8 protein-coding genes are annotated in these 13902 nt (G+C 72.1%); 5 read left to right on the top strand and 3 right to left on the bottom strand.

What is annotated here, in order from left to right:
* The first annotated feature begins 279 nt into the window (after positions 1-279).
* Genes PYR91_RS34240 through PYR91_RS34230 form a run of 3 tightly spaced genes read left to right on the top strand, consistent with a single transcriptional unit; the run spans position 280 to position 3036 of the window.
* Complete coding sequence (locus PYR91_RS34240) at positions 280-2055, top strand: acyl-CoA carboxylase subunit beta (protein ID WP_279786790.1); 1776 nt, start codon at positions 280-282, stop codon at positions 2053-2055.
* The gene (locus tag PYR91_RS34235) at positions 2052-2246 is read left to right on the top strand and encodes an acyl-CoA carboxylase subunit epsilon (protein WP_279786788.1); all 195 of its coding nucleotides are present in this window, start codon (positions 2052-2054) and stop codon (positions 2244-2246) included. Before PYR91_RS34240 ends, PYR91_RS34235 begins: the two co-directional genes overlap by 4 nt.
* A gap of 34 nt (positions 2247-2280) precedes the next feature.
* The gene (locus tag PYR91_RS34230; RefSeq protein WP_279786787.1) at positions 2281-3036 is read left to right on the top strand and encodes an alpha/beta fold hydrolase; all 756 of its coding nucleotides are present in this window, start codon (positions 2281-2283) and stop codon (positions 3034-3036) included.
* A 328-nt stretch (positions 3037-3364) separates the two neighbouring features.
* On the opposite strand, the gene PYR91_RS34225 is transcribed toward PYR91_RS34230, so the two are convergent.
* Both PYR91_RS34225 and PYR91_RS34220 read right to left on the bottom strand, forming a co-directional pair.
* The gene (locus PYR91_RS34225) at positions 3365-6211 is read right to left on the bottom strand and encodes an AAA family ATPase (protein WP_279786785.1); all 2847 of its coding nucleotides are present in this window, start codon (positions 6209-6211) and stop codon (positions 3365-3367) included.
* Positions 6212-6524: 313 nt separating this feature from the next.
* Entirely contained in the window at positions 6525-7448 is a 924-nt protein-coding gene (locus PYR91_RS34220) for a helix-turn-helix transcriptional regulator (RefSeq protein ID WP_279786783.1), read from the bottom strand.
* Positions 7449-7597: 149 nt separating this feature from the next.
* On the opposite strand from PYR91_RS34220, the gene PYR91_RS34215 reads away from it, so the two are divergent.
* Complete coding sequence (locus PYR91_RS34215) at positions 7598-8365, top strand: SDR family oxidoreductase (protein ID WP_279786781.1); 768 nt, start codon at positions 7598-7600, stop codon at positions 8363-8365.
* A 188-nt stretch (positions 8366-8553) separates the two neighbouring features.
* Here PYR91_RS34215 and PYR91_RS34210 read toward each other — a convergent pair whose 3' ends face one another.
* Positions 8554-10221 (bottom strand): glycoside hydrolase family 44 protein, encoded by a 1668-nt coding sequence (locus PYR91_RS34210; RefSeq protein ID WP_279786779.1) that lies wholly within the window; start codon positions 10219-10221, stop codon positions 8554-8556.
* A gap of 539 nt (positions 10222-10760) precedes the next feature.
* Between PYR91_RS34210 and PYR91_RS34205 the strand changes: the two genes are divergently transcribed.
* Positions 10761-11933, top strand: coding sequence for an ice-binding family protein (locus PYR91_RS34205; RefSeq protein ID WP_279786777.1), 1173 nt, complete (start codon positions 10761-10763; stop codon positions 11931-11933).
* Positions 11934-13902 lie beyond the last annotated feature (1969 nt).

Here is a 13902-nt window from a genome sequence, read left to right as displayed (position 1 = left end):
GCTGACTCAGCCACGAATGCGATCGCACGCTATGGCCCGGCCGAAACCCCCGACACCCCTACCGACCCGAACGTCGCCGACCGCCTCGGTACGCACGGGCGTCCTGTCCCGCGACGCCTCGCGGGCGACCCCGCAGGTCGCCGCTCGCCGTACTGCGTAGGGGTCGCGGCAGGTGATTCAGGGGGCGATCGGTGTTCTCGGGGCGACACGCCGCCGATTCAATGGCGATCACTCCACGGACCCGCATGGCGGGCCGTCCAGCCGACATACGGGGGGAGCATGACTGTTACCCAGGACTCGGTGACGTGTACTGCCGCGACCGGCGGCCCGCACGCGTCCGCGATCCTCGCGGCCGTCTCCGATCCGCACGACGAAAAGCCCGGCGACGGCGACCCGGAGCCCGGGCCGCGGGAGGCCCGCGCCCTCGCGACCCCCGCCGCCGGCGCGCCGGAGGCCGGGCCCCGCGCCGACGGCGTGCCCGGCGGCCCGGACCGGGAGGTCGGGACGGCCGACGTCCGGGCGAGGGTGGCCGAGCTTCACGAGCTGCGCAGGACGGCCGAGCTCGGCCCGGGCGCGAGCGCCACCGAGGCGCAGCACGCGCGCGGCAAGCTGACCGTACGGGAGCGGCTGGACCTGTTGTTCGACCCCGGCACGTTCCGCGAGATCGAGCAGTTGCGCAGGCACCGCGCGACCGGCTTCGGGCTGGAGGACCGCCGGCCGCACACCGACGGCGTGGTCACCGGGTGGGGCGAGGTCGACGGGCGGACGGTGTTCGTCTACGCGCACGACTTCCGCGTCTTCGGCGGCTCGCTCGGCGAGGCGCACGCCGAGAAGATCCACAAGGTGATGGACCTCGCGGTGTCGGCGGGCGCCCCCCTGGTGGCCCTCAGCGACGGCGCCGGGGCGCGCATCCAGGAAGGCGTCACCGCGCTGGCGGGCTACGGCGGCATCTTCCGCCGCAACGTGCAGGCCTCCGGCGTGATCCCGCAGATCAGCGTGATGCTGGGACCGTGCGCGGGCGGCGCCACCTACTCTCCCGCGCTCACCGACTTCGTGTTCATGGTGCGCGACATCGCGCAGATGTACATCACCGGGCCGGACGTCGTGCACGCGGTGACCGGGGAGAAGATCACGCACAACGGCCTGGGCGGCGCCGAGGTGCACTCGACCGTCTCCGGCGCCAGCGCGTTCCTGTACGACAACGAACCCGACTGCTTCACCGACGTGCGGCACCTGCTGTCGATGCTTCCCGCCAACAACCGCGAGCTGCCGCCGGTCGCCGCGGGCGAGGAGCGCGACCGGCGCAACGACGTGCTGCTCAACCTGGTGCCCGCCGAGCCCAACCGGGCCTACGACATGCGCTCGGTCGTCGAGGAGATCGTCGACTACGGCGACTTCTTCGAGGTGCACGCGCTGTGGGCGACCAACATCGTCTGCGGCTTCGCCCGCCTCGACGGCCACGTGGTCGGCGTGGTGGCCAACCAGCCGTCGTCGCAGGCCGGGGTGCTGGACATCCACGCCTCGGAGAAGGCCGCCCGGTTCGTCCAGACCTGCGACGCGTTCAGCATCCCCCTGGTGACGCTGGTCGACGTTCCGGGCTTCCTTCCCGGCGGCGCGCAGGAACACGGCGGCATCATCCGGCACGGCGCCAAGCTGCTGTACGCCTACTGCGCCGCCACGGTGCCGCGCGTCCAGGTGATCCTGCGCAAGGCGTACGGCGGCGCGTACATCGTGATGGACTCACGGTCGATCGGCACCGACCTGTCCTACGCGTGGCCCACCAACGAGATCGCCGTCATGGGCGCCGAGGGCGCGGCCAACGTGGTGTTCCGGCGCGAGATCGCCGCGGCGCCCGACCCCGACGAGGCCCGCGCCCAGCGCATCAAGCAGTACCGGCAGGAGCTCATGCACCCGTACTACGCGGCCGAGCGCGGGCTGGTCGACGACGTGATCGACCCCGCCGAGACCCGGGCCACGCTGATCGGCGCCCTGTCGATGCTGCGGGCCAAGCAGGTGCGGCTGCCCGAACGCAAGCACGGGAACCCGCCGGTATGAGCGAGGGCCAGGTACCGGTGATCCGGGTGCTGCGCGGCGATCCGGACGCCTACGAGCTCGCCGCGCTCACCGTGGCGCTGCTCATCACCGCCGCGCCCCCGGCGGGCGACGCCGGCACGGCCCCGCGGCGGGCCGTGCCCTGGCGGCTGCCGCCCGGCTACCGCGCGCCCGGCGGCTGGACCTCGGTGTGAACCGCGACGCGACGCTGTACAAGGAGACGAGACCGTGACCGACACAGTGACGGCCACCCCGTGGGTGCGCCGGTTCCACCCCGCCGGCCAGGCGCCGGCGCGCCTGGTGTGCTTCCCGCACGCGGGCGGCTCAGCCACCTACTACTTCCCCGTCTCCCGGGCGCTGTCGCCCGACGCCGACGTGCTGGCGGTGCAGTACCCCGGCCGGCAGGACCGGCGCTCGGAGCCGTGTGTCGACGACGTGCGCGTGCTGGCCGACCTGGTCGTCGCCGAGCTGCTGCCCTGGTGCGACCGGCCGGTCACCCTGTTCGGGCACAGCCTGGGCGCGACGCTGGCGTTCGAGGTGGCGCTCCGGCTGGAGGCCGAGGGCATCGTGCCGCGGACGCTGTTCGCCTCCGGCAGGCGCGCGCCTTCGCGGCACCGGGAGCACGAGCGCGTGCACCTTTCGGACGACGCGCACCTCGTCGGCACGATCAAACGCATGAGCGGCACCGACGCCGGCCTGCTCGCCGACGAGGAGGTGCTGCGCGCGGTGCTGCCCGCGATCCGCGGCGACTACAAGGCGGCCGAGACCTACCGCTACCGTCCGGGCGACCTGCTCGCCTGCCCGGTGGTGGTGCTCAACGGCAGGAGCGACCAGGAGGTGACCGTCGAGGAGGCGCAGGCCTGGGCCGGCCAGACCACGGGCCCCTGCGTGCTGCGGTGGTTCACCGGGGGGCACTTCTACCTCAACGACCACGCCGCCCAGGTGATCGAGGTGATCCGGGAGAGCCTGCGCGCCACGGTGTGACGACGGTCCGGCACCGCGTCGTCATCGGCGACGGCGCGGGCCCTTGGCTGTGGTGGACTCGGCCTGGTGTCCCCAGCGGCCTGGTGGAACCTGTGGACCTGTGGACCTGTGGACCTGTGGACCTGTGGACCTGAGGACCTGAGGACCTGAGGGCTTGGCCGATCCTGGGCCCCCGATGGCCCTGATGGGTCAGGGGCCGGCGGACCCGGTGAGACGGAGAACGGCCGGCGTGAGGATGTTCCTCACGCCGGCCGTTCCGCGTGACCGGGCCGTTCGCCGCCGGATGGCCGGGGCCGCGCCGGGACGCGGCGGGACGTCGTCGAACAGATCAGGACACCTCGCTCAGGGACAGCGGCAGATCCTCCCGGTTGGTGACTCCGAGCTTGCGGAACACGCGGGTGAGGTGCTGCTCGACGGTGCTGACGGTGATGTAGAGCCTGCGGCTGATCTCCTGGTTGGTGTGCCCCAGCGCCGCCAGGTCGGCCACCCGGCGCTGGGCGTCGCTGAGCGCCGTCAGCTCCGCGTCGGTCCTGCGCGGCCGGATGTCGCCCCGCGCCGCGGCCGGGATGCGCGTGGTCACCGGCTGGCGTCCCGGCCTGGCCAGCGCCCTGGCCTCGGCGGGGCGCCTGCCCTCGTGCCCGCGGCCGGCGTCCGGCGGGCTTCCCGCCTCGGGCTCGCGCCCGGCCTCGGGCTGCGGCCCGCCGTCGGCGCGCGCGAGGCACGCCTTCAGCTCCTGGGCGGCCCTGCGGGCCAGCAGGCGGGCGCGGTCGAGCTCGCCCAGCTCCTGGTGCATCTGGCTGAGCTCCTCAAGGGTGCGGGCCAGCTCCATGCGGTCGCCCACGGTCTCCATGCACTCCACCGCGCGCCGCAGCAGCCCGGGCCGCTCCGCGAGCGGGCTCGCGGCGGCCAGCACCCGCAGGGAGATGCCGCGCGTCCGGTCGTCCATGGATTTCGCCTGCTCAAGCTGCTGCTTGACCAGGTCGCGCGCGACGGCCGGACGGCCCAGGCGCAGGTTGGCCTCGGCGAGGTCGCTGCGCCACGGCACCGTCGACGCGAAGTCGGGCGACCGGTCGCCCATCAGCGTGCCGCAGCGCTGGAAGTCGCTGATCGCGGCGAGCACACGGTCGGTCGCGAGGTGGTGGTGCCCGCGGGCCCGCAGGTAGAGCAGGCCGCTCAGCGTGTCGAACATCTCCTCCGGCACGATGTACCGCAGGCCGCACGCCGCGTCCTCGTACCGCCCCATCAGCGTGAACGCCGACACCAGCGTGGACAGCGGGTACCCGATCAGCACGCCCCAGTTCTGCGGCGACAGCAGCCTCAGTGCCTGCTCGGCCTGCTCGGCGGCGACCGCGACCCTGCCGCGGCGCAGCGTGATCGCGGCCCGGACGGCGCTCAGCACGGCCTGCCAGGTCACCGCCCCGCGCCGCTCGGCCTCGTCGATCAAGCGGTCGCACCACGAGGTGGCGCGGTCGAGCTTGTGCCCGGCTACCAGCACCAGCAGGGCCGAGGCGATCACCTCGATCGTCGCGTCGCCAAGCTGGGAGCTCTGCAGTATCTGCTCGGCGCTCTCGGTGGCGATGTCGTCTTCCTTGTGGTTCCACACCGCGGCGAGCCGGTTGGCGGCACGGCTCCAGGGTTCGGGGCTGGTCCCCGCGCGTGGCGCCATGTCGGAGAACCGCCCGCGCTCGGAGCCGTAGTACCACTGGTAGGCCAGCCGGAGCTCGGCGGCCACCCGGGCGTCCGCCAGCGTGGCCGTGCCCCGCAGTGCGCTCAAAGCCTGTGCCACGCCCTCGCGGTCGCCGTTCCACATCATGTACCGCACGACCATCACGGCGTCGCGGCCCTGCAGGGCGCCCGTCTGGATGGCCGCCTGCAGCGACGGCAGGTACGGCGCCGTGGCCGAGGGGTTGACGCGCCAGACGGCCCTGGCCAGCGCGGCGGTGATGGCCAGCCGGTCGTCGTCGGCCACCATGGGCAGCACGGCCGCCAGGCACCGTTCGGCGAAGGCGATGTCGTCGTCGCCCAGCGCCTGCTCGGCCGCGGCGCGCAGGACCGGCACCATCCACGGCTCGATCGGCTGGTCGGCGGCGATGATCTGCCGCGCCACCCCGATCGCCTCGGCGCCGCGCTGGTAGAGCAGCTTGGCCGCACCGACGTGCATGGCGCTGCGCTCCTCGCGCAACAGCGTCCCCAGGACGGCCCGCTCGGCCACCACGTGCCGGAACCGGCCGTCGATCAGCAGCCCGGCGGACGTCAGGATGTGCAGGAGCCGGTCGGCGTCGTCGCCGCGGATCTCGATGATCTTGCCGATGAGCTCGGAGTCGCCCTGGTCGCCGAGCACGGCGACGGCGCGGGCCACCTCCAGCAGTTCGGGGCCCCAGCGCTGCAGGCAGGCCAGGGTCGCCTGGCCGAAGGGGAAGCCGACCACCAGAGCGTCGGCCTCGCCGGGCCGGTCGTCGCCGTGGGCCGGGTCGGCGCGCTGGTGCTCCTTGATCAGGGTGTGCACGAGCATCGGGTTGCCGCCGGTGAGATCGTGGATCGTGTCGGCGAGGTCGGCGTCCACGGACACGCCGAGCACGTCGGTGACCAGCTTGCCCACGTCCTCGCGCGACAGCGGGCCGAGGCGGATCTCGCGGTGCGGCCGGCGGGTCAACTCGGCGCGGAACACCGGCACGGCGGGTTCCGGCGGGTCCCACTCGGTGACCACCATCAGGATGCGCGCCGAGCGCATCCTGCGCAGGACGTACAGCAGAAGCTGGATGGAGGCGCCGTCGGCGAACTGCACGTCGTCGACCGTGATGACCAGAGGGCGGAGCCTGGCCAGTTCCAGGATCACCCCGCACAGCTCGTGCACCACGCGGACGCTCTGCGGCTGGACGCAGTGCGCGCCCGGGTAGGCGGAGGCGTTGGAGAACGCCTCGGGAGAGAGCAGGCCCTCGACCCGCTCGGTGACGTCCGCGGGAACGCCCTCGCTGCGGAAGAACTGGTCGATCAGCCCCGCCTGCAGGTCGGACTCCGCGCGCGACCCCGCGGCGCTCAGCACCAGGGCTCCCGACGCGCCGGCGTACTCGGCGAGCCCGTGCAGCAGCTCGGTCTTCCCGCACGCGAGGCCCCCCTGGACCAGCGCGAGCTGCCCACGCCCCTCGGCGGTTTCCTTGAGTAATTGTTTGAACACGTCTAACGCTGTAGACAACGCGGCGGAGTTTGTTAGGACGGCCATCCCCAGTACCCCATCTAACTTAGTCCGCAGACAGACCCCACCATCGGTCGGCACAGGCCGCTGGACAGAGGCGGACTCACCTACTTTGGACGAGACTCGGCGCCTTCGCTTGCATTAAAACACTCACTGTTCCAGGTCTACAAGGTGCCTTTGGAACAGGTGCACGGATGACAAGAGCGGGCCTGACCAGGGAACCCTCATGGGTTCTTCGCTGGTCTAACCGAGTCGGTAACCAGGCGTCTAGCCCCAGTAAACGCTAATGAGATGCTCAGATAGTTCCGGCCGGCGGTTCATCGGCCGCGTCCACGGAGGAGCGGGCGTCACCGCCTGTCACGGACTGCAGGTCTTTTTGTGAAGCAGAATACCAACTTGCGAGAATCTGTAGTCCCACGGCACTCTTCGAACCGGGCTCGGCCGTGTACGAAATAAGCGACTGATCTGTGTCGGGCACGCCGAACGCATCGAACGTGAGGTTCAGTTCGCCGACAATCGGATGTTGGAAATTCATCTTGCCGTGCGGAACCGTCCACACCTGGTGCGCGGCCCACATCAGGCGGAACTCCGGCGACTTCACCGACAGCTCCCCCACCAGATTGGCCAGTTGAGGGTCTTCCCGGTAGAGGCTCGCGTGCATCCGGAGCCCTCCGACGATGTCGCGGGCCTTGGTCTCCCACGGCTGCCACAGGTCACGCGCGTTCTCGTCGAGGAACACGAGTCGCGCCATGTTGCGCTTCTCCGGGCTGAGCTTCTCCAGGTCGACCATCAGCAGCGCCGACGCGAGCGGATTCCAAGCCAGAACGTCGGTGCCCCGTCCGAGAATGTAGGCGGGAGCGCCCGTTATACCGTCCAGCAGCCACCGCACACTCGGCCGGACTCGCTGCTGCTGCTTGGTGGTGCGCGGCCTACGGCTGGTTACCGTAGCCAGCTGGTACAGGTAGGTGCGTTCGGTCTCGTCGAGCCGGAGCGCCCCCGCGACCGCCTCAAGGACCGACTCCGACACGTTGCGCAGCTTTCCCTGCTCAAGCCGTGTGTAGTAGTCGACGCTCATGCCCGCGAGCTGGGCGATCTCCTCGCGACGCAGTCCGGGGACACGGCGGCGGCCACCGGTGTAGAGAAGAGGCGTCTCCTCTGGGCTGAGCCGCGCCCGTCGGGAGCGGAGGAACTCGCTGAGCTCGGACCTCGGCTGTCTCACGTTTCGCAGTCTTACACGGCCTATGCCTACCGAGCCTGGTTCTGGCGTAACCAGGTTCGGGTGTCAGGGGCAAGGTTGGCACTGGCTCCCATCGGGGCGGCGTCGAATGCTGGTCTCGGATACAACCGAGAGCTGCGGAGGAACGCACCATGACCGAAGGCCAACAGACCGCGCGGAAACGCATCGCGGTCGTCACCGGAGCGTCCAGCGGCATCGGGGCGGCCATCGCCGCCGCACTCGCGTCGGACGGCGCCCAGGTCGCGCTGCTCGCCCGGCGCGCCGACCTGCTCGACCGGGTCGCCGCCCAGATCGCCGAAGAAGGCGGCGAGGCGCTGGCCATCCCCACCGACATCACCGACTCCAACGAGCTCAAGGCGGCCTCCGAGCAGGTGCGCAAGGTGTTCGGACCGGCCGACCTGCTGGTGAACAGCGCCGGCGGGCTGCTGATCGAGACCGCCGAGGAGGGCGACCTGGACCAGTGGGCCAAGCTCATCGACCTGAACGTCAACGGCGTGCTGCGCACCACCGACGCGTTCCTTCCCGACCTGCTGCTCGCCGGGGCCAGCGGCCAGAGCGCCGACCTGATCACCATCTCCTCGATCTCGGCCGACGTCGTCAATCCGCTGCTGACCGCCTACGGCATGTCCAAGGCCGCGATCAGTCACATGTCCGCGAACCTGCGGGCCGAGCTGGGGCCCAAGGGCGTGCGGGTGACGGCGATCGAGCCCGCCGTGGTGAAGACCGCCCTGCTGGAGAACTCCAGCCACCCGATGTACCGGCAGTACATGCAGCACCTGTTCGCCAGCATCGAGATGCTGGTGCCCGAGGACATCGCCCGGGTGGTCGCCTTCGTGGTGGCCCAGCCGCGCCACGTCAACCTGCCCAACGTCAAGGTTTACGCCACGCAGCAGCCCTGAGTCCGCGCGCGGCCGCCTCCTCCGCCCGCGCGGCCGGGGTTCCAGCCCCGGCGCACACCCGCACCGCGTAGGCCGGCACGCGTGCCGGCCTACGCTCCTCCGCCGCCGTCCGGGAAGGCCCGGTCACGGCTCTCCGCCCACCGCCCGCACACCGCCGGCGCCCGCCCCGCGGGCTCGCGCGGGTGTGGTCATCGGCGGCTCACGAAGAGCGTGATCGAGTCGGCGGGGAAGGTGTGGGTGAAGGCGCAGCCCTGCGCCGTCCGGCTGGTCCGCTGGTCGGGGGCGCGCACGATCGCGGACGTGTCTGCGGAGCCGTACCGGTAGACCTTCGCCGAGGCGCCGCACGCGCCCTTGACCGACACCGGGCTGGTCAGCTCCGTGCCGCTCTTGTTGACCACCATGACGGTCAGCGCGCCGTCCGCCGAACGCTGGCCGCCGTACACGGCCAGCGCGCCCTGGTCGGCGCTCGACGCCCGCACGCCGACGTCGCCGAAGCGCCCGCCCCGGCCGTCGTAGTTCAGGTACATGCGGAACGCGTGCGCCCCGGGCTGGTCCGCCGACGGCGGGCCCCAGAGCGTGGCCAGGTCCAGGCCCTCCCGGCCGAAGATGCCGAGCACGTCCGCCTGCGCGAGGGCTCCGTTGACGTGGTCGAGCGCGCCCCAGTTGTACTCGGTGACCGCGGTGCGGGTGCCCGGATACTGGGCGGCGATGACCTCCTTCATGCGCGGCACCAGACGCACGGGCGTGTTGATCCAGCTCTCGTCGGTGTAGGAGGGGTCCCACAGCGCGCGGGTGGAGCGCAGCCGGAGCGCGTCCGTGGCGGGGTCGCCGCCCCGGCCGAACGCGACGCCCGAGGCCTGCGGGTAGAAGTGCATGTCGAAGTAGTCCAGGACGCGCAGGCGGTGCTGGTCCTCGTACTTCTTCATCTCCCGCAGGTACCACGCGGCGAACGGCATGCCGTCCCGGGCCGGGCGGTCGGGCGGGTCGGCCCAGCAGCCGGTGCGTCCGCAGGTCTCCTGGTCGAGGCCGGAGTAGTCCCACGACGTCCAGCCCCAGCCGACCGGCCCCAGCGTCTTGGCCGTGGGGTCGGCCCGCTTGACCGCCGCGCCGATCAGGTAGCCCTGGTCGCGCAGCTCGGCCGAGCTGGCGCCCTGCGGGTGCACGTCGCGATGGGTGCCGTGCCAGATGTCGGGCTCGTTGTCCAGGTTGTAGAACCGCACGCCGCCCCGGGCGGCCGTGCCGTACTTGCCGGTGAGGTGGCCGATCCAGTCGCGCACGTACTCGGGCCCGACCTCGACGCTGGTGTCGTGCGGGTCGTTGCCGGTGACGGGGGTGCCGTCCGGCCGGACGCCGTCGCCGCAGTCGGGACGCCACTCGTCCGTGCGCCGCTGGGGCCCGTACTTGGCGACGGAGAAGCCGCACGACCCGTCACGAGCCTTGGGGGCCCAGCCGATCAGCGGCACGGTGAGCACGGTGGCGGTGCCCGTCCGCCGGTCCTGCTCGACGAACTCGTCGGTGGAGGAGCCGTCGGGCAGCGCGGCGGGGTCGTCGTTCTCCTCGGCGATGTTCTCGAAGAACCAGTCGGAGGCGCGGTTGGTGGTGTCGTACCGGTAGTGGTAGCGCGTGGTGGCGTTGCCGCCCCAGCGCCGCACCGGCAGCCGCAGTTCCTCGGCGAGTGCCTCGTCGGCGAAGTTCATGCCGTAGATGTACGGGCTGATCCGGTGCCGGTCGGCCGTGGAGTCCACCGAGAGCCTCGGCCCCTCGGCGGCGCCCGACGCGGGCGCGGCGGCCGCCGCGACGCCGCCGGCGACGGTCAACGACACGGCAAGGGTCAGCGATAGGGATGTTCTGCGCACGCGGCGTCCTTTCGGGGGATGCCCGCCCGGCGGACGCCCGGCGGGGCCACGTCCAGGGACGACTGGACGTGCTGGCACGGCCCGGCCTCGCCCGCCGGTCCGCTGACGACGGTACGCAGCCCCGCCCGTCGCACAAGGGCGCCCGTTCCCCGGGCGCCGGCCCGGGCTTCTGAACTGAGCGGACGCCGGGGAATGGGCCGCGGGACGTGTAACTTTCAGGCGCCCGGCCGGCCGACGGCCCGCGCGTCCCTCATTTCCCGCCGAACCCGGCGAAAACGGTGTCTCCCCAGCCCGGCGGCCGGACCGTATTCATTTTCCCTGGAAAAGGGGATCGATCGCATTTCCGCATGTCAAACAAGGGGCTACGGACTACCGATCAGTACGGTTGGAGGAACCACGGCGCGTCATCGGTGGTGCGTCTAGGCCGAGGAACGCGCGAAAGAAAGGACCGCTTGATGACGGACGCCGGTCGCCCTCGCGTCGTGCCGCGAAATATCGCCCACCGTCTACTCATGGGGCTCTTCACCACATTGGTGGCGTTGGCAAGCGTCGCCGCGACCCCGCGCACCGCCGACGCGCGGGCGGTGGCGGTCGTCCTGGGCACGGCCGCGGACTTCGGGGTGCTGGCCGGGTCCACCGTCACGAACACCGGCGCCACCATCGTCACCGGGGACCTGGGGGTGAGCCCGGGCGCGACGGTGACCGGTTTCCCGCCGGGCACCGTGATCGGCGTCATCCACGCCGGCGACGCCGCCGCGGCGCAGGCCCAGGCCGACCTGACCCTCGCCTACAACGACGCCGTCTCCCGGACGCCCGACGCCACCATCGCGACGGAGCTGGGCGGGACCACCGTGCTGCCCGGGGTGTACAACTCCGCCGCCGGAACCTTCCAGCTCACCGGGAACGTGACACTCGACGCCCAGGGCGATCCCGACGCGGTCTTCATCTTCCAGGCCGCCACCACCCTCATCAGCGCGGCCGGCGCCTCGGTCACCCTGATCGGCGGCGCGCAGGCGTGCAACGTCTTCTGGCAGGTGGGCAGCTCGGCGACGCTCGGCGCCAACACCGACTTCTCAGGGAACATCCTCGCGCTCACGTCGATCACGGTGGGGGCGGGCACGACCGTGGACGGCCGCACCCTCGCCCGCAACGGCGCCGTCACCCTGGACTCGGACACCATCACGGCGGCGGAGTGCGCGGGGCCGCCCGACAGGACGACCACCACCACGGTGAACTCCACCTGCGCCCTCAACCAGGACGGCCCGATCACGTTCGTGGCGACGGTGCGGGCCACGAACGGGTCCGTCCCCACCGGCCCCGTCGAGTTCTTCAGCGACGGAGTGAGCATCGGCACCGCCCAGCTCGACTCCACCGGCCACGCCGAGTTGACCGTCGCGAACCTGACCGAAGGCTCCCACGAGATCGTCGCCGTCTTCCCCGGCACGGTCGACCTGGACGGCAGCACCTCGCCGATCTTCGTCCAGCGTGTGGACGCGCAGGGCTTCTGTTACGTCGAGGACTGCTGGTCCCAGACGTGCGCCACGCCCGTGGCCAACCTGTTGTCCACCCGGCCGAGCCAGCTCTCGACCCGGCCCAGGCGGCCTTCCGCCCAGCGGCTCTGTGATCCGCGCGCCGCACCGGCCAGCCTGCGGACGGGGAGCCGGGGGGCATGGCCGACGAGCGTCAAAGCACGTCCACGCAATTCACCTTGAATGCGGCGGCTGCCGCGATATGAGGTCACTCGCCAACGGCGACGATGCCGGGAAACCCATCAGGTCTTTCCGGGCCCACGACATCGATTCGCCGCTCACCGCTCCACGCCCACACATCCCGGAACGCTCACCTGGCACCCCGTCGTGGTCGTTGGTCACGTCACCGAGATTTCCGCCCAAGATCCTGATCGGCACGGACTGCGATGAACCACAGTGATATCGGCCATATCCCGCCCCTGCGGTCTCGCAGGCGACGCGGGAGACTGAGCCTCGCGGCCATTCTCGTCGGAACGTTTCTAGCGACATCCTGTCATATACCGGTGAACGCCCCTCGGGAAAAGGCGGGTGGCATTCACTTGGTCTCCAAGGCCGGGCACGACACGCCGTCCCGCGACTGCCGCGGCATCCCCGGATCCCGCGGGCCCCACTTCCACGGGAAGGGTCACTGCCTGGCGAAGTGCTGCAAACGATGCCGCTGCAAGAACAAGCACTGCAGGTGCGTCCGCGTGCTGCGCGGCCCCAGAGGCAAGCGCGGCCCCAAGGGCCCGAAGGGATCCCCCGGCCTGACCGGCCGCCGAGGCCCCACAGGCGCCATAGGCCCGGTCGGCCCCGAAGGACCACCGGGACCGGTGGGGTTCATCGACTCCATCCTGGGCCCCGACGGCCCGACCGGCCCACTCAGCCCACTTGCCCCACTTGCCCCCCTTGGGCCACTGGGCCCCCTTGGGCCGGTCGGGCCCCTTGGGCCGGTCGGGCCCCTTGGGCCGGTCGGGCCCACAGGACCTACGGGACTCATCGGTCCAGCCGGCCCCTCAGGGCCCCTCGGCCCAGAGGGCCCGCCAGGACCGGCAGGCCCCGAAGGTGCGCCCGGCGAGCCCGGCCCCGCCGTGCCCGAAGGACGAGCGGGCGTTACCGGCGCCACCGGACAGGCAGGGCCACAGGGCCCAGAAGGCGCGACCGGCCCGTCAGGACCCGTCGGACCGGCCGGACCAGCGGGCGCGACGGGAGCGACCGGACCCGCAGGGCCACAGGGCCCAGAAGGCGAGCCCGGTGCGACCGGCCCGGCAGGACCGATCGGCGAGACCGGACCCGCAGGAGCAACCGGCCCGCAGGGACCACCAGGCCCGACCGGAGCCACCGGCCCGGCGGGACCCGTCGGACCAGCAGGACCAGAGGGCGCTACCGGTACGACGGGACCCGCAGGACCGGTCGGCGAGACGGGACCCGCAGGAGCAACCGGCCCCCAGGGGCCAGCAGGCCCGACCGGAGCCACCGGCCCGGCGGGACCAGAGGGACCAGCAGGCGCCACCGGAGCAACCGGGGCGACCGGGGCGACCGGACCCGCAGGACCCATCGGCGAACCCGGACCCGCAGGAGCAACCGGCCCACAGGGACCACCAGGCCCGACCGGAGCCACCGGCCCGGCGGGACCAGAGGGACCAGCAGGCGCCACCGGAGCAACCGGAGCAACCGGGGCGACCGGGGCGACCGGGGCGACCGGGGCGACCGGACCCGCAGGACCCATCGGCGAACCCGGACCCGCCGGGCCACAGGGAGCAGAAGGCGATCCCGGCGAGATGGGCCCGGCAGGACCAATCGGTGAACCCGGACCCGTAGGAGCAACTGGCCCCGCAGGAGCCATCGGACCAGCGGGACCGGCAGGACCAATAGGCGCAACCGGACCCGCAGGCCCCATCGGCGAGACCGGACCGGCGGGGGCGACCGGCCCCGCAGGACCCATCGGACCGGCAGGACCGGCGGGCGCTACCGGAGCCGCAGGACCGGTCGGTGAAACCGGACCCGCAGGAGCCATCGGACCAGCGGGACCGGTGGGGGCCACCGGAGCCGCAGGACCCATCGGCGAGACTGGACCCGCCGGAGCGACCGGGCCCGCAGGACCAACAGGACCAGAGGGACCCATAGGCGCCACCGGAGCAACGGGACCCGCAGGACCCATCGGTGAAACCGG

The organism is Sphaerisporangium sp. TRM90804 (assembly GCF_029846175.1).
In the GTDB taxonomy this organism is placed as follows: Bacteria; Actinomycetota; Actinomycetes; order Streptosporangiales; family Streptosporangiaceae; genus Sphaerisporangium.
The sequence above is the reverse complement of the archived record's forward strand: the minus strand, read 5'-3'. Positions and strand labels throughout refer to the sequence as shown.